The organism is Mycoplasma sp. 1781, assembly GCF_053851675.1.
In genome coordinates this window covers 64,691-82,889 of sequence record NZ_JBSQBC010000001.1, presented here as the reverse complement: position 1 = coordinate 82,889, position 18,199 = coordinate 64,691, and the positions used below count along the sequence as shown (strand labels likewise).

Annotated in this window: 13 protein-coding genes; 3 read left to right on the top strand and 10 right to left on the bottom strand. The window is 27.9% G+C overall.

Annotated elements, in window-relative coordinates; translation table 4 throughout:
• Nucleotides 1-649: 649 nt before the first annotated feature.
• The 5 genes from ACWXVP_RS00270 to trmB form a co-directional block, all read right to left on the bottom strand.
• The gene (locus ACWXVP_RS00270) at nucleotides 650-805 is read right to left on the bottom strand and encodes a hypothetical protein (protein WP_456012517.1); all 156 of its coding nucleotides are present in this window, start codon (nucleotides 803-805) and stop codon (nucleotides 650-652) included.
• Nucleotides 806-997: 192 nt separating this feature from the next.
• Entirely contained in the window at nucleotides 998-1,624 is a 627-nt protein-coding gene (locus ACWXVP_RS00265; RefSeq protein WP_438340546.1) for a hypothetical protein, read from the bottom strand.
• 359 nt (nucleotides 1,625-1,983) lie between these two features.
• Nucleotides 1,984-3,981 carry a variable surface lipoprotein gene (locus ACWXVP_RS00260; RefSeq protein ID WP_456012515.1) on the bottom strand — a complete coding sequence of 666 codons (1,998 nt, stop codon included), beginning with the start codon at nucleotides 3,979-3,981 and terminating at the stop codon, nucleotides 1,984-1,986.
• Nucleotides 3,982-4,292: 311 nt separating this feature from the next.
• Nucleotides 4,293-7,034, bottom strand: coding sequence for a DNA gyrase subunit A (gene gyrA, locus ACWXVP_RS00255; RefSeq protein WP_456012514.1), 2,742 nt, complete (start codon nucleotides 7,032-7,034; stop codon nucleotides 4,293-4,295).
• 95 nt (nucleotides 7,035-7,129) lie between these two features.
• Nucleotides 7,130-7,735, bottom strand: a complete 606-nt coding sequence (gene trmB / locus ACWXVP_RS00250; protein ID WP_455966003.1) for a tRNA (guanosine(46)-N7)-methyltransferase TrmB — start codon at nucleotides 7,733-7,735, stop codon at nucleotides 7,130-7,132.
• 139 nt (nucleotides 7,736-7,874) lie between these two features.
• Here trmB and ACWXVP_RS00245 point away from each other — a divergent pair, with 139 nt between their 5' ends.
• A complete protein-coding gene (locus ACWXVP_RS00245) occupies nucleotides 7,875-8,489 on the top strand; it encodes a DUF402 domain-containing protein (protein ID WP_438340542.1) in 615 nt (204 codons plus the stop codon).
• Nucleotides 8,490-8,541: 52 nt separating this feature from the next.
• Here ACWXVP_RS00245 and ACWXVP_RS00240 read toward each other — a convergent pair whose 3' ends face one another.
• The 5 genes from ACWXVP_RS00240 to ACWXVP_RS00220 form a co-directional block, all read right to left on the bottom strand.
• Nucleotides 8,542-9,816: a hypothetical protein gene (locus ACWXVP_RS00240; RefSeq protein WP_456012512.1), complete on the bottom strand. Its 1,275-nt coding sequence runs from the start codon at nucleotides 9,814-9,816 to the stop codon at nucleotides 8,542-8,544.
• Between the two features lie 204 nt (nucleotides 9,817-10,020).
• Nucleotides 10,021-12,216: an ATP-dependent zinc metalloprotease FtsH gene (gene ftsH / locus ACWXVP_RS00235; protein ID WP_455965999.1), complete on the bottom strand. Its 2,196-nt coding sequence runs from the start codon at nucleotides 12,214-12,216 to the stop codon at nucleotides 10,021-10,023.
• 59 nt (nucleotides 12,217-12,275) lie between these two features.
• On the bottom strand, nucleotides 12,276-13,217 hold the full coding sequence (tilS, locus tag ACWXVP_RS00230; RefSeq protein ID WP_455994026.1) for a tRNA lysidine(34) synthetase TilS: 942 nt from the start codon (nucleotides 13,215-13,217) through the stop codon (nucleotides 12,276-12,278).
• Nucleotides 13,207-13,761, bottom strand: a complete 555-nt coding sequence (pth, locus tag ACWXVP_RS00225) for an aminoacyl-tRNA hydrolase (RefSeq protein WP_444704941.1) — start codon at nucleotides 13,759-13,761, stop codon at nucleotides 13,207-13,209. Before pth ends, tilS begins: the two co-directional genes overlap by 11 nt.
• 40 nt (nucleotides 13,762-13,801) lie before the next feature.
• Nucleotides 13,802-16,078, bottom strand: a complete 2,277-nt coding sequence (locus tag ACWXVP_RS00220; protein ID WP_456012511.1) for an ATP-dependent DNA helicase — start codon at nucleotides 16,076-16,078, stop codon at nucleotides 13,802-13,804.
• Nucleotides 16,079-16,209: 131 nt separating this feature from the next.
• On the opposite strand from ACWXVP_RS00220, the gene serS reads away from it, so the two are divergent.
• Both serS and ACWXVP_RS00210 read left to right on the top strand, forming a co-directional pair.
• Nucleotides 16,210-17,475, top strand: coding sequence for a serine--tRNA ligase (serS, locus tag ACWXVP_RS00215; protein WP_444704939.1), 1,266 nt, complete (start codon nucleotides 16,210-16,212; stop codon nucleotides 17,473-17,475).
• A gap of 87 nt (nucleotides 17,476-17,562) precedes the next feature.
• Complete coding sequence (locus ACWXVP_RS00210) at nucleotides 17,563-18,153, top strand: hypothetical protein (RefSeq protein ID WP_456012509.1); 591 nt, start codon at nucleotides 17,563-17,565, stop codon at nucleotides 18,151-18,153.
• Nucleotides 18,154-18,199 lie beyond the last annotated feature (46 nt).

Sequence of the window (18,199 nt, the reverse complement as noted above, 5' to 3'; positions counted from 1 at the left end):
AATGTTAATAAAATTTTGTTAGATTTTTTCATAAATTTCCCCTTAAAATGTTTATTAATTTACTAAATTACACCATAGTTTTTTTTTTTTTTGTGAAATTTATTAACAAAATATCAAAAAATTCTGTTTTTTATAAATAAAAGTTATTCTTTGCTTTATCAATTGAGTATGCTGGTTTAAGCCATCAATATAAAAAATAGGATGATTCCAAAATCATCCTAATTCCTTTATTAATAATTCACATTTGCTATTACCTTTTTGTGGCACTCTTTTTTAGTTAAATTGCAATTTTATCTTACACATCTTCAATAATTTTAATTTAAAGTATTCGATTCAGGTTTAGAAAAGGTTTAAAGCTAATTGCTTTTTTGCATAATCATTTTTCATTTTCTTTGATTTTTTTTATTTTCGCAGCACATAAGTCAATACTCGATGTTGGGACATCTTGCTTTTGTGATACGCTTTTTAATTCCGCTTAACTTTGTTATAAGTCCTGTCTACCATTACCTTTTTTGTGTTTTATCATCACCAACATTTTTATTTTTTAACCAATCATACTAGATTGAATATCCTTAAAATCGCCTTTTTCATTGCTATCATCAATAATTAAGTTATCTAAATCATTGCCTTTATTTTCAGGTTTTGAAGATTATTTGCCGTGAGATTCTGTGAAATTTTGCGTATTATTAATTTCTCTTTCTTTTTTAATTAAATCATCTTCCTGCATTATTTTGCCTTCTTGGAATTTATTATTTGCTTTTTTCCTGGTTTTAGAATTATGAGCAAAATTTAGCAGTTTAAACAAATTAAAACAGTTTTATTAACTTTTTTATAGTTCTATTTTTAATGGGCGAAACTATTTAAGGATTTTAATAATTTACTAGCTTAATTTCTATATTTGCTATAATTAATTAATCTTAAAAATCATGATTAAGGGGGTATGTGCTTTCTTTATAAATTGAGTTCAAGATATACATAGAAATATCAAAACTAAAACCTATCGGTTTTCAATTTTTGAAATAGCACTTTTTGGTCTATTATTATCATTATATATGGTGTCCGCAGCCATAGAAAAATTTGTATTTATTGGTGCTTTTAACATTTCAATAACATATGCAGTTTTTATTATTTTTGGCCTTGCGCTTGGGCCTTGAAAAGGGGCAATTATTGGTTTATTATGTGATACGATTAATCAACTGATCTTTGGAATATCAACATGGATGCCTGAGTATGCGATTGTCCCTATTTTAATAGCTTTTCTTGCTGGATATTTTATGAGAGGATTAAATAAAAAAAACGAAACTGCAACATGAGCAATTGGTTTTATTTTTCTAACCATTATTACAACAATTTTTATTTTAATCCTACTAAAAGAATATAATTCCCTACCAATTAGTGAGGGGTCTCTAAAAAGAAAAAGAAAACTATCAATCAACGCTGTTATAGGCATATCTACATTTGGAATAGCGTCTATATGAATAATATCGGAAGCATTCTTAATAACATATTTAGTGACAAGAAATGTTCACGTTAAATATGCAATGTTTCTATTATTCAATATTTTATTAACTGTATTTGGAATACTAATCATAACTAGATGATTATGAGGTCCGTATGCATACATTAACTATCATAACCGTTTCCGAAGTGGGACATGAAAACATAGTGAATATTATTTCTTCTTTATGGTACCTATCATATTTAAGAGTTTAGTTGAAATACCAATTTATACATTTGCTATATTTGCAGTTTATCCAATTATTAGAATAATTAGAAACAAAATTAATTATGTATCTAAAAAAATAAGTGTATTTTAACATATTGCAAAAATAACTTCTAGTCTCTAATAAAAATCAACACGGCTCAAAATTAAGACTTTTTTTACTTTTGTGTTTATAAACTATAAATAAAAATCTAGGTAGTAAAAACCTAGAATTTTATTTATATAAATTTTTAAATTACTTATTTCCAATAAAATTTATACTAATTAACTTCAAATACAGTAACAAAAGCAAAGGATTCAATATTATTTTTTTTGTATCGAACAATTACAGAAATTTTTGTCTTAGAATTTTTGGTCTTAACCTCGAATTTTGTAGGTTTAATTATTTCAAATCCTTCAGGTACATTTATTTCGTAAACTAAATTGTCAAGGTTAAAATTTTCCCTGGTAAAACTACCGTTATATTTAAGTTTTTTATCAAAACCTCTTGCTTTTATTTCTTCAGTTAATTGAAGTCTTTTTATATCCTCTTTTGCTGTTTTTTCATCGTTAATTTTAACTCTTGTTGAGCTTATTCTTGCATAATCTTTATTCAGAACATCAGACAAGCTACCCAAACTTACTTTTATTGATTTAATTTTTTTGTTTTCAATAATTGGTTTTGAGAATATTAGAACATTTTGTGTATCAATAAAGGTTTGGGTGTAATTGTAAAAGAATAATTCTGAATCAATTTGATAAGTATTTTTGTTAAATTCAAAATGTTGGGCTGCTATAAATTTTTCACCATCTTTTAAAATTTTTTCTTTAATTTCATTATTTATTAAAACTAATTCTTTTGATTTAAGATTCTTCAAAGCCTTATCATGAATTCTTTTAAAACCATTATCACTAGTTAGATATTCATCAGAAGACGTTTCCTTAAAATCGACTAATTTTATTTGTTTATATTGTTTATTTTCAATGGTATTAGTTGGAGCTTGAATATCTTCAAGAGGTTCTTGGCCTTTTTGCTTTCTTATATTATTTAATTCTTCAATGCCTAATTTATTCAAATCAAATTGCACGTCATATGATATCATAGGGCTTTTGCTTCAATCAGCAAAGGAAACTTCGATAGTTATTTTTTTAATACCGTTTTCTTCTTTTATATCTTTAAAAACATATTGTAATTGATGATTCTTTGTTGTTAATCAATAAGATTTATTGGTTAATTTTGCATAATCGCCCTTTTCGATAAATGTTTTATCTTTTGAATAATAAGGATAAACAAGAACATTCTTAAGTTGTGCAACTAAAAATTCTTTTTGCTTTTCTTGTGTTAAATTATGAGGATTAATAGAAGAAGGATGCGCATATCTTTCTTTATCAATTGTTTTGGTTATTTTTTTACTTATTTTTTTGTCTGTATTTGAATATAATAGAATATCAATTTTATATTCATTATCAGACACCTTAACTAGATTAGAAAGTTCAAAATTATAAAAATTTTTATCATATTCCGAAACAACAAAGTTAGGCTTATTTTCAAAATTATTAATTGATACATTCGTAAGTACATTTTGATAAGCCTTTTCATTATTAAATCTTATCTTTAACTTTGTAAGGTTCTCATCTAATTTTGCTTTTTCTTCTAATTCTTTGTTTATTTGATTCATACCTTTTTTTCATCCAGTTAGAATGAAAAATTTATTTTTTTCATGTCTTATATTGGTATTTTTCTTTTGTAGTCGATATATAAAGGTAATGTCATTAGTTTCTTCGTTTTTAACAGCCTTGTATTGACTAAATTCAAAAGTCTTAGGCAAAATCTTAATAATTTTGCTCAAATCAGCTTGTGCTAATGTAGTATTTTCTATACTTGGATAACTAAATCTTGTATACGATTCCGCTAATTTAAGCAACTCTTGATCAGATTTTTTTGACAAATTAGCAATTTTAGATTCCATTTCATTTTTTGCTATTTCCATATGATTAGTAGTAGATTCTATCATAATTAAATCACTACTGTTTTTTAAAATGTCCATAGCTTTATCTATAGCCTTTTGATAAACTTCCTCTTCTTCGAAGCTAAAAGCTAGCGATGCCTTATTTGCACTAAAGATTCTGTTTGTTTCCTCAACAGAAGTTTTTAATAAATTCTTAATTTTTTTTAAATCTTTTTTTTCATCCTGACTGCATGAAATTGATATCACAGGAATGGTAATTAATGGTGAAATTAACCCTATTGATAATAAAATTCTCCTATTTTTAGACATAAAGTTCCTCCGTAAATTTAAAAGAAAAGGCCACAAAAAAGTGGCCTTTTTATCCCTTAGATTTTATTGATTTTAATTCTTAATCTGATTGATTTATTCATTTTATAGTGAAATTATAGCATAATTAACATAGGCATTATAAAAGCACTAAAAAAGTAATAAAAAAGTCCTAAAATGGACTTTTACTTGCAACTATGCGTATTTAATATATAACAACAAAAGATTTATTTTGTGCTTGGTTTAAATACATCTAATATTTTATAATATTTTGACTAACTAATTTAATATTATATTTTTTATTTAAACAATTTTTATTCATTATTATTGGTCTTTTCTTCATTTTGAATATCAAGATCAACATCACTGGTAATATCTTTTAATTCAGTATCAGTCAATTGACGTGTTTCATTTTCCTCGCCTGTTTCGTTAATTACTTTTGCCACTGCAACAATAGAAGAATTTCTCTTCTTTAGATCGATTAATTTAACTCCTTTTGCATTTCTTCCAGTAATACTTACGGCTTTTAGTGAAAATCTAATTGTAACACCCTCGTCGGTTATAACAATTATATCCTCAGTTCCTTTTACAGTTGCTGAGTAAGCAAGTTCACCAGCCTTTCCTTCATTTAAAGCTAAAACACCCTTTGAATTTCTTTTTGTTTTTCTAAATGAATCAACAAGGCTTAATTTTCCATATCCACTTGCACCAAGACTAAAAATATAATTTCCCTCGCTCGAGGTCGAAGCAGAAACTACCTTTTCATTTTCTCCTAATTTTATTCCCACAACACCAGCTGCTAATCTACCTTTTGAATTAATATCAGCCACCTCAAAACGTGATAATTTTGAATTATTGGCTGCTATAAAGATATCCTCATTATCAGTCGCAACTAGTGCCTCGACAAGACTATCTCCATCCCGCAATCCAAATGCCAGTTTTCCGTTTCGATTAATTAATTTATATAATGATAAATGTGATTTTTTAATAATTCCTTTCTTAGTTACAGTTACTAAGAATTTATTTTTATCATAGTCGCTATCATCAACACTTAATATTTTTATAACACGTTCATCACTACTTAAAGCACCAATGATATTAATAATTGGTGTACCTTTTGATTGCTTAGTCCCCACTGGGATTTCATATCCTCTTACACGATAAACCTTAGCTCCAGTAGTAAATATCAATAAATCAGTATGTGTATTAGCTACCAGAATATCTTGAATATCATCGTCTTGATAGGTTTTAGCAGTCGAAACACCAACGCCACCGCGGTTTTGTTCTTTGTACTCATCTAAATCTAAACGTTTTAAATAGCCATTTGTAGTAACAGTAATGACAACGTCCTTTCTAGGAATCAAATCCTCATTATTAATATCAGAGGCTTCATCTCAATTAATTTGTGTTTTACGGCTATCTCCATATGCTTCTTTGATTTCGTTTAACTCTTTTATTATTAGATCAATTAAAGCATTTTTATCGCCCAATATTCTTTGATATTCGCCAATTCTTTCGTGAACTAATGCCAGCTCTTCATTCATCTTAGTAATAGCTAATCCAGTTAATCTGCCAAGTCTCATATCAACAATGGCCTTGGTTTGAATTTCACTTAAATTAAACTTATTACTTAATTCTGTTTGTGCTTCTACATCAGTTTTTGATTTCTTTATAATTTCAATTACACGGTCGATATTTTCAACGCAAATTTTAAGGCCTTCCAAAATATGAGCTCTTGCTAAATCTTTTTCTAAATCAAATTGCAATCTTCTTGTAAGAACATTAATTTGGTGTTTTAAATATACTTCTAAAGCAGTTTTTAAATTAAGTTTTTGCGGTTCATTATTAACTAGAGCTACCATATTAAATGAAAATCTAGTTTGAAATTCTGTTAATTTAAATAATTTATTCAAAATAACTTCTGGGACATATGCCTTCCTAATTTCGATTACAATTCTTATACCATCACGGTTTGATTCATCACGAAAATCGGAAATTCCTTCAATTTTTTTATCCTTAATTAAATGATTTATACTTTCAATTAAGCTTGCTTTATTTTTACCGTATGGAATTTCTGTAATAATAATTTTAGATTTGCCGTTACTCAATTCCTGAATAGTTGCCTTTGAACGTATAGTAACACGGCCAACTCCTGTTTCATAGGCGCGTATTAAACCTTCTTTGTCAAAAATTATCCCCCCAGTTGGAAAATCTGGACCTTGAATATATTCCATTAATTCACTTATTGTAATATCAGGGTTTTTTGCCAATGCACAAACACCATCGATAACCTCATTTAAATTATGAGGTGGGATACTTGTTGCCATACCAACAGCAATACCATATGAACCGGAAACTAATAAATTAGGAAATCTAGAAGGCAATACTACTGGTTCTTTTTCTGTCCCATCATAGTTATCAATAAAATCAACAGTATTCTTCTTAATACCATCAACCATAGCGCCTGCAATCCTTGACATCCTTGCTTCTGTATAACGCATAGCCGCAGCAGAATCGCCATCAATAGAACCAAAATTACCATGGCCATCAATTAAAGGATATCTCAAAGAAAAATCTTGAGCCATTCTAACCATTGCTTCATAAACTGAACTATCACCATGAGGGTGATATTTACCCAACACATCCCCAACAATACGAGCAGATTTTTTATGTTGCACATTATGAAACATCCCTAATTCGCTCATACCATATAATATTCTACGATGAACTGGCTTTAGTCCATCCCTTGCATCAGGTAAAGCCCTTGCAACAATAACACTCATTGCATATTCAAGAAACGAACTCTTCATTACCGTTGCAAGATCAGCTGGTCTTAGCCCGTTTACTTCACTATCTAGAATTTGACTTTGGACAACATAGCTTTCATTATTTTGGGGAATATATTCCTCTTCATCATCTATTGTTTCTTTTGGCTCGTCATCAAAAACTCTTTTAATTTCGTCGCTAACCGCATAAAAATCATCTATTGTTTCCTCTTTGCTTTTTTCCTGGCTCATTTTTAGTTCATCTAGTTTTTTTTCTTCATCATTAAGCATATTTACTCCTATAATATATTACAAAGTAATATATTAATTATATCAAAAAAGACATAAAAATTAAAGGCATAAAAAAACCATAAACTTTTTATGGTTTAAAATTTAAAAGCAATAAAATAAATTTTTTTGCCTTCATTTCTGAATTTTTCTTCATAATCAGTCAATTTATTTTCAATTTGATAATTACAATTATGTAAATCCGACGTATGATAAATTATATCAGCGTTAAATTCCTTTAATTGTTCCAATGCAAATTCATATAACCCATTATTATCAGTCTTAAAATAAACTTTGCCTTCCTTATCAAGAACAGATTTATATTGTTCTAAAAAAGTTTTATAAACTAGTCTCCTCTTAAAATGCCTTTTTTTAGGCCATGGATCAGAAAAAGTTAGCCAAATTGTTTTTACCTTATCCGCAATAATTTCATTAAGTTTAGCAGCATCACCCACAATTATCTTCATATTTTTTAAAGACTTTTGTTCAATCTTTTTGAGCGCTGATAATGCTGGGGTCGAGTATTTCTCTATACCTATATATTCATTTTCCGGATGACATAGTGCTAATTCTGAAAGCATCTTGCCCTTTCCCATACCAATCTCAACAACAGCATCCTTTTTAGGTGTATAAGGGAATTGGTTAATATAAAATTCGCTATTTTCGAGAGTGCTTAATGCGTTTTTATTATGTCTTAATCTCATAGATAAAATTGTATAAAACCTTCTTGCATATTTTTTAAAAAAGATGGTTTTTAGTAACTTTTGTTTATAATTTTTATGATAACTAACTAAGTAAAATTAGTTTCTTATACATATATTAATTATTTAAAAATGAGGATACATGAGCTCTAATAATGAGATTAAGAGTTTTCATGATTTAGCAAAACAAGAAAATATATCAAAATTAGAATCAAGAAAACCTAAGAAACTATATCAAATGGGTCAGCTGGTTTCTGTTCAAGCTTTTAAGTATGATGGCACATTATATCGACAATATGAAGGGTGTAAAATCATAGCTAATCTTGATGATTTTGTTGTTGTTTTATTAATGAAAACAAAAGTGCAAGAATCAAATATCAACTGGCTAGTTTCAAAACCTATTTTGTTTTTCTTTGCCAAAAATAAATTTTATAATGCTTCGATAACTCTTAATGATGATAGACCAAACAATATTTATGTTAATTTAGCTAGCCCTTTTTTTATTGAGGATAATATCATTAAATACATTGACTTTGACCTTGATATTAAATGTTACAACGATGATGAGTTTAACGTTATTGACTGAATTGACTTTAAAGAATCGATAACCAAGTTAAATTATCCTTTAAAATTGATTTATCGCATCTATAATGAACTTGATTTTTTAGAAGAACAAAGTAGATTAAAAAGGGGTATTTTTTCTAAAAAACTTATTAACGATATTAAAAAACAATTAATAAATTCCGGCGATATTTAGAATATTTAAGACTAATAAAAATAGAGGAGATTCCCTCTATTTTCTTTTTATTTTAAGCAATTTCTATTTCGGAAGAAACAACTTCATTGCCAATAATAGGAGCACCATTTTTAACAAATTCAGCACCTTTATATTTAATTATTAAAGTAAATTTACCGTCTTTTTCATTAACTTCGTAATCAAGCTTGCTGCTGATTTTTGTTTTATTTTTACTAATGTATGTTGGGTTAGAAGGGTTTGCAAGTTGATAGTTTTTTCCGTCTTTATTTCACTCAATATCGCTTTCAGATAACAATACATTGTCGGTTGATTTTACATCCCTCCAGTTAGGATGTTGATTTACTTCTGTATAAATAATTGCATGTGAGCTATATGAATATCACAAATCAATCTTTTTTTGTTTTAAATCATCCTTTAAGGTTGATTTCTTTGAATAATCATTATTTAATTTAAATTTACCTATAGTAGTCTTTATAAATTCATCAACAGATTTTACTTTTGGGTCTTCTAAAGGTTTTGCTATAGAAAACTTTATAGTAGAAGTATTAGAAATATCTGATATTGTATGATTTCCATTCTTATTAAATGTTGCCGCCTTGTATTCTACAACAACTTCAAATTCAATTAGTTTATTTTGTTTTTTATCATCTTCTTTTTCTTGTTTATTAATTATTTTATAATCTAATCTTGATTGTAACGCTTTTCCTTTTTTTCCTTCATATGTAGAATCTTTAGCATTAACAAGTTGTGTTCCATCAAATGTATCAGATGACTTTATACTAAAAATTACTTGTTGTGGCTTGCTTCAATTAGGATTCTTACCTTGTTGTGTTACAACTATGTTTTTATCTTTTCTGCCATATCATAATCAAACTTCTTTATTTAATAATTTAGCACCATATTTAGTTTTATTTTCTTCACTAACCTCAAAGATATCTTTTAATTTCTTAATTACTTGATTTTCTTTTTTTGTTTCATCAATAGGAGCACTTGGATTATCGCCTGATTTGTCATCTGGTTTAGGCGTTGGTTGTTGTTTGTTTTTTAATTTAATCTCATTAATTTCATTAATAAATGCATCCTTTATTTGTTTAATTTCTGCATCTGACTTCGCTTGAGCTAATAAATTTCTTGTCTTTGTAACACTTTGCGCTAATAAAACTTTTGTTTCGGCAGTTAAACTTTTATCCTCTTTGATAGTTTTATTAACATTTTCAATTTCTTTTTCTAATAATTGTTTTTCAGAATTAGAGCATGAAACTGCTAAAACAGGAACAATTCCGATACTTGTTAAGGGCAATAATATTTTTAATAAACTCTTCTTCATAATCTTTTCTTCCTTTGCGTGTTTAATTTACATTATCTATACAGTAATTTATAATTAACTAAATTATAATATATAACAATTACATAAACAAATTAAAGCTAAAAAAGACACTTAATATAACACATATGACAAATTATTAAATTAAAATCCCAAAAGACACCATGTTATTGTCTATTGGGATTTTAAATAAAAAGTTATTCAATTTTAATTATTATCATCATTTTCATCATTACCAGACAAATTATCATCCAATGGAACATCATGTTTTGCAAGTTCCTCTGCTAAGTCGTTTTTATATTTATCCTCAGTTATTTTTTTAGCTCCTGAAACTTCATTAAATAAATTATTAAAATCAACTTCTGAATAATCTACTTTTAATTGTTCTTTTGTTTTGCTTAGCCCTTCTGGTAATTTCATATTTTCAGCAATATATTCAATTTCCTCAGCAACGATTGTTTCTTTAATAATAAGTGCGTCTTTAATTAACTCTAATAAATCGCGATTCTCGGAAATAATTTTATGTGCTTCGCGTTCTGCTGTAAGAATAATTTTGCGAATTTGTTCATCAATTTCTTGGCCGACCTTGTTTGAAAAGGAAGCGTTTTTCATATAATCCCGCCCTAAAAATGGATTTGATGTATCTTCCTCATACTTAATAGGACCTAAATCAGATAAACCTCATTCAGTAACCATTCTACGTGCAATAGATGTTGCCTTAGCAATATCATCACTAGCACCAGTTGACACATTTTCCTTTCCATAAATAATCGCCTCGGCGACACGGCCACCCATAAATGAAGTAATAATAGCAATTAATTCTGATTTTGAACGATTGTATTTTTCTTCCTCAGGCATCATTAAATTATATCCACCTGCCTGACCACGAGGGATAATGGTAATCTTTTGTACCTTATTGCCGCCTTTCATTTTAATTCCGACAACGGCATGCCCAGCTTCATGATACGCAACTGCTATATTTTCTTTTTCAGAAATTGTTCTTGATTTCTTAGCAGGACCCGACATAACTCTATCAATAGCTTCATCAATTTGTTCTAAAGTAATAAATAGAGTTCTTTCTCTAACACTCAATAATGAAGCCTCATTAATTACATTTTCGAGTTGTGCACCCGAAAATCCAGGAGTTCTTCTAGCCAATTGTGAGAAACTAATTTTAGGATCAACTCTTTTTCCTCTCGCATGTAATATTAGGATTTGTTCTCTTTCTTTAATATCAGGAAGTCCGACAGTAATAGTTCTATCAAAACGACCAGGTCTTAATAAGGCAGGATCAAGAACATCAGTTCTATTAGTTGCTGCCATAATTAAAATTCCACTATTTTCCTTAATGCCGTCCATTTCTACTAGCAATTGGTTAAGAGTTTGTTCTCTTTCATCATTTCCGCCACCAATTCCAGCGCCCCGCGATCTACCTACAGCATCCAATTCATCGATAAATATAATTGCAGGTGCATGTTTTCTTGCTTCTTCAAACATATCTCTAACACGTTTGGCCCCAAGACCAACGAACATTTCCACAAAATTCGAAGCAGAAATAAAGAAGAAAGGCACATTAGCTTCCCCTGCTGTAGCTTTTGCAATTAAGGTTTTACCAGTTCCTGGAGGGCCTCCAAGTAAAATACCTTTAGGGATTCTGGCACCCGCAGCATCATATTTATTAGGATTTTTTAAATAATCAACTAATTCTTTAACTTCTTCCTTAACTTCCTCATTTCCTGCTATATCTGAGAATTTTTTATTTGAATATACTCTTTGTGCTAATGATTTATTACCTATACCAAAATCACCGCCCAATCCTCTTCTTGACATTGATTTTAAGCTAAATACAATAGCAATAATAATAATTCCAAAGAAGATTACATTAATTGCTGGACTTATGTATTTTTCGAAGATGCCAGCCTGTGGAATTGGTGCTGAACTAAATGAGCCAGAAATACCACCACTTGTTGAAGTTATGGCACTAAGAGCTTCATAATATGTTTTAGTATTTGTTCATGAAATTAATGAAGATGGTAATTCCCTTTCTAATAATCCACTTAAGTTAATCGTAAATGAATAAGATGAAAAGGGATAAAATTTTCGACCAAGCAAAAATTGCAATTCATTCTGGGTCCCATTAACTGTAATATTTAAAGTATCAGAATAAGTATTTTCTAATCATTGCGAAACATAAAGACCATCAGTTTGACTTTTTGCTGTTTCTCTTACGACTTTTTCTAAAAAACCTAGATTCTCGTATTTGATTGAAGCAGCACGAATTTGATCAACTGCAATTAAAACAAGAACTATAAAGGCAACAATAGCAATAAAAATCCCAACTATTCCAAATAATCCAATTTTTTTCTTTTCTTTCGGTTGTGGAGAGTTATTTTTATTTCCCATATAAAACTCCTTTCTATAGTAATTTAATATAATTTATTAGCAAAATTATAAAATAAAAATTAATTTTTACAAATTTTTAGAGACGCTTGCTTCTTATAGATAATTACTTCATCATTAATTTTAAAACCTTTAAAATTTTTTTGAGACATAATAAACTTTTTAAATGAATTTAATTTATTTAATGAAATTTTAATATCCTTAACATTAGCGTGCAAATATTCAAATAAAATTTCATTAATATAACAATGATCAAAATTTAGAATTTTATAATTGTAATTAGATTCTCTAAACTTTTTAAATTCATTATTTACAAGATTTTGTTTTTTCTCTAATTCTTTATTCAAGAATTTTAATTTTAGAAATAATTCATCTTTTTGTAAGGAAGAACATTTTTTTAGTCCAATTCTAATTTTATTTCTAGTATATATAGGCAAATTATTTGTATAATCAATAGCATATGGTATCGCAAATTGATTACAGAATGCTAAAATTTCATCTTTATATCACAAATTAATCATCGGTCTAAAAATATTCATGTTATTAATTTTATTTAATGGCATTATTCCATATTGTTTTGGGTGTCTAAAAGTTTGCTTCTGAAATAAGAATGTTTCAAGACAATCATCCTTGTGATGCGCAAGAACTAAATAATTAGCCTTATATTTATCATAAATTTTTTTATAAAATGTATATCTTTGATCACGTGCTATTTTTTGAAAATTACCAACATGATCATTTGATTTTTCTATTGAAAAAATTTCGCATACGATGTTATTTTTATAGCAAAAATCTCGAACTATTTTTTCATCTTTTCACGAGTCCTCACGCTTATTATAATTAACACAAGCAACAATAATTTTTTGATTTTTCATAAGATTGAGCAGTCACATTGAATCGGGTCCACCACTAATGCCAAGGATAAAGGTTTCATCCAATGAAACAAGGTTATTAATAAATTCATTAAAAAATTTTTGTCTTAATTCAATTAACTTATTTTCCATAAATTTTACCTGAATAGTTATTCATAACATAACGAATATCATTACTAATAAATTGAATTAAGGCATCAGATGCTGCATCAATAACTTTTTCAATTACCAATGAATCACTATAACTAAATTTTCCTAAAACAAAGTTAATAGCGTTTTCCTTTCTACCAATCCCCACTTTTAAACGTTTAAAATCTTGGGTACCTAGATGGTTTATAATGCTCTTAATGCCATTATGGCCTCCTGAAGAGCCTGATTGTCTAATAGTAACTTTGCCAAGTTCTGTATCCATATCATCATAAACGACAATGATATCGTCGATCATTATTTCAAAATAATCGCAAATTGCTTTAATAAATTCGCCACTATTATTCATATATGTCAAGGGTTTAGCTAAAATTATTTCACTATCCTTATAAAAAATTCCATTAAACTTTTTTTCCTTTAGGGGACATTCTAATTTCTCGGCAAGTTTGTCAATAACCATGAAACCTACATTATGTCTTGTTCTCTCGTACTCAACACCTGGGTTTCCCAATCCAACAATTAATTTCATAATTTCTCCTTAATAATTAAAAATTAAAACAAAATATTTGTTATTTATGATTTTTCATTCATAGATATTGAATATTAGTAATTCTTTTGGAATCATCATCATTTGCAATACCAAATTCTAGCGCACTTTTTTCGCCTATAATAACACTATATTGCTTTGCTCTTGTTATTGCTGTATATATTAATTTTTTACTTAATAATTTTTTGGCTTCTGAGAATAAAATTACAATTACAGCCTTGCACTCGCTACCTTGATATTTGTGAACACTTGTACAATAGGCTGAATAGGTATTTTCAAAGAAATAGGCTCTTGGTAAGGTAACCACTTTGTCATCACTATCAAATTCAATGGAAATGTGTGATAAAATAGGTTCCTTTTTTGTTGTTGATTTAGCATATATAAATTTCGAAATATAACCTATTTCACCATTAAAAACCTTTAATTTAGAATCATTAACTAAGTTGATAATTTTATCATTAATTGCTAATGTCCTTTCGCGATATTTAGCGACTTCAGGTTTTTCTTTATTTCTAAAATAACTAATAAGAGCCTCATTAACTTCATCAATACCAGTTTCATAACGATATATTGGGCTAAGAATAGCTATGTCTTTTTTTGTATAGCCTTGAGCTAATAATTCTTCAATCTTCTTAATTAATTTATTTTTAAGTTCAAGGCGATTTGTTGGATAAAATTCAGAATTTTTTGATTCAAAATCCGGAAATACCCCTTCATTTATTTTTAAAGCATCTTTAACAATATCAAAGTTTCCAGATTGACGATATATATTAGTTAAAATAATAGTTTTAAAAATATTATTCTCAATAAAATCTTTAATTAAGTAGCCACTGCCAATGGCCGGCAATTGATCCTTGTCACCAACTAAGATAATTTTAGTTAATGTATATTTTGATATACCTTTTAAAAGATTATAAAATAAATCCAATGACACCATTGAAAACTCATCAATAATTAAAATACTAATATCAGAGGTTGAATCTTCATTAGTAAAAAATCTGTTACTTTCTTGATCTCAACGCAAAAAACTATGAATAGTTTGGGCCTTCATATTTTCTTGCTTTATATTAATATTAATTGTTGCTCGACCAGTCGGAGTTAAAATTGCTATATCGTTATGATCATATTTTTTAGCTAATTGGTCAATAATTTCATTAGTTATTAATGTTTTACCAGTCCCAGGATTGCCAGTAATTAATACTAAATTCTCAGTTAAAGCTGATCTAATAGCTGTGACTTGTTGTGCATCAAAAATCGATGGAATATTTAAAATATTAGGCTCTTCGTAATTTGATTTCTTTAATATATATGAAAGACGCTTTACAACATATTCTTCTTTATAGATTGTATCGCGAGTAGTATAGTACTCACCATCAATGTATTTTAAAGAAATAAGCAATCTTTTTTCTAATAATTGGGCAACTGTCTCATCAAAATGTTTCTTAATACTATTAAAAATTTCATTATTAAAAATATTACATAGGGTTTTATAAAATTTATCTACTTTAATTCGCGTATTACCAGAATTAAAAAAATATTCTTCCACAAATGCGTATAAATAAGTTGCGTTTTTTTGAACTAGCGATGTAGGATTAAATTCAATTGCAATCTTATCAATATCAGATATCTTAATATTTTCATATTCTTCAAGGTCAAAATAAAAATCGTATAAATTATCAAAATACTCATCTAGAAAACTTTTAAGGCTACTAAATTTCTTTAAAATTAACCTGCTTGTTGCCTTTGAAACATTAATCTTAAAAAGGTGTGATATATCAATTAAATATTGAAAGTTATTTTTTATTATTTCCACAAGTCTTTTTCAATCTTCCGCAGTGATACCAAATGTTTGCCCATAAAGCTTTTTATCGTCATAAATTTTTTGAAAAACATCTTCTCCTAAATCTCTTATTAATGTATTAAACTTAACATTTTTTAATTCATTAAATAGCTCTAATTTAAAAACTTGACTTAAATATTCATTTTTTTCCTCAATTAGAAGCTCAGATGTAACTTTTTTAAAAGGGATTTGGGAATCGATCAAATAACTATCATTATATTTTGAAAGGTTATTTTTAATTACGCTTATTTCATATTTTTTTTCGTGAATTTCAATTTTTAATTCGTCAAATAAATGATCATAAAAAGTTATGGTTATTGAATTATAGGAATTTAAGATTATTGGATTTTTTTTATCATTTTCTAAAACTTTAAAAGCCACAATTGCTGTACGCTGATCTCTTGATCTCCATAACACTTTTTCAAATGTTCCAGTTACTATAAAATTCTGTTTAAGCATATCTTTTTAATTGTAGCACAATCATACTTTTTTATGACCTATTTAAGGATATGCAAATTAAAGTTAATAACAACCATACTTTATTAAAAAAGTATAAAATTATTGATAGTTTAATTCAGGGAGTTTAAAATATGATTGATCTAAAATATCTTTTAAAAAATAAGGAAGAAGTAATTAAAAAACTTGCTAACAGAAATTTTGACCATTTAGCACTTGATAAAATTTATGAACTTGGTGACAAAAGAAATTCATTGATTCATAATTTAGAAGGTCTTCAGGCCAAAAGAAATAAACTAAGCGAAGAAATAGGAATCAAAAAAAGAAATAACCAAGATTATAACTTGCTAATGCTAGAAGTAAATGAAGCCAAAAAACAAATTGAATCAATCGAATCTGAAACAAATCAAATTGTCAAAGAAGTAAATGAGTTATTATTACAAATACCTAATATCCCGTATGATGACGTGCCAATAGGTTTAAGCGATGAGGATAATGTTTGCATTGGCGAATATGCTAACCTTGGACGTGGATTAGTTAAAAATGTCTTGCCGCATTATGAAATCGCAACTAAGCTTGATATTGTGGATTTCCAAAGAGCCGTTAAACTTTCAAAATCACGCTTTGCACTTTATAAAAATGATGGGGCTAGATTAATTAGGGCGCTTGAAAATTTCATGTTAGATACACATATAAAAAATGGATATAAAGAAATTATGCCAATGCACCTAGTTAATTCAAATATGCTTTATGGCACAGGACAACTCCCAAAATTTGGCGAAGATCTTTTTAAGGTCGAAAATAGTGACTTATGGCTGATACCAACTGCTGAAGTTCCAGTCACCAATTTGCATTACGATGAAATATTAAATCTTGAAAATCCTATCAAATATGTCGCATATACTAAATGCTTTAGATCTGAAGCTGGGAGTGGTGGTAAAGATACAAAAGGCTTAATTAGACAACACGAATTTCACAAAGTTGAACTAGTTAAATTCGTTAAACAAGAAGATGGCTTATTGGAATGACAAAAAACGGTCAATGATGCAAAAAGCATTTTAGAATTACTAGAAATACCTTTTAGAGAGCTTATATTATCAACAGGTGATACGGGTTTTGGGTCAGCTAAAACAATTGACCTTGAGTTGTGAATTCCTTCTGAGCAGAGATATCGCGAAACTAGTTCAATTTCAATTTATAAGGATTTTCAAGCAATTAGAGCAAAAATTAGATATAGAACTAAAGAGGGAAAAACTAAATATGCATACACAATAAACGGTTCTGGTTTGGCCATTGATAGAGTTGTTGCTGCTATCTTAGAAAATTATCAAAATGAAGACGGTTCGATAACTGTTCCAAAAGTTTTAGTTCCATATATGAATAAAGAAATAATAAGATAAATAACGTTTAATATTTTAAACAACTAAATGTTATTAAGAAATCAAATTATAAATTCTTTATTATCCTAAAAATGGGGAAGAATAAATATGCAACCAGAGAAAAACGAAAATATTCAAAATGAAAATGTGTTATATGAGGAATCAAAAAATTTGTTAAAAAAACTTAATGAGCCGTTAAATTCCTATGAAGATTTCACTAAAATTTTCTCGATTGAGGAAATAAGTAAGAAACAACATGACGATTTTTGCAAACTATATGACGGGAAAGAAGAATATAACCAAGAATGAGGCCACACATTTTTCTGCTATTACTACTATCTTAGTAAACATAAAATTATTGACTCAATAAAAAGAGATTTCTTCCTAACAAAGTCAGAATCAGAAGAAAAATTATATAGTTTAACTACCTTAGAAATTCTTGACAAATTGCCAAATATGATTCTTTTTTTGGATAGAAAAATTCTTGCTAATAAATATATTTGGCTAGACACCAAAATAGGCGAAATTCTATACTCAATGTATGGTGAAACAACATTTGGTTTTTTGGATAAATATTTTGAAACAAATGAAAGAATTACATTTAACCCTTTTTCATACATCATAAATCAAGAAATTTCTAAGCAACTAAAAAAGTTAAGAAATACATATAAACTCGACAAAAAAATATGATCTAAATAGATAGATTAAAAAAATTGTTTAAATTAAAACCGCATGCCTAACGCTG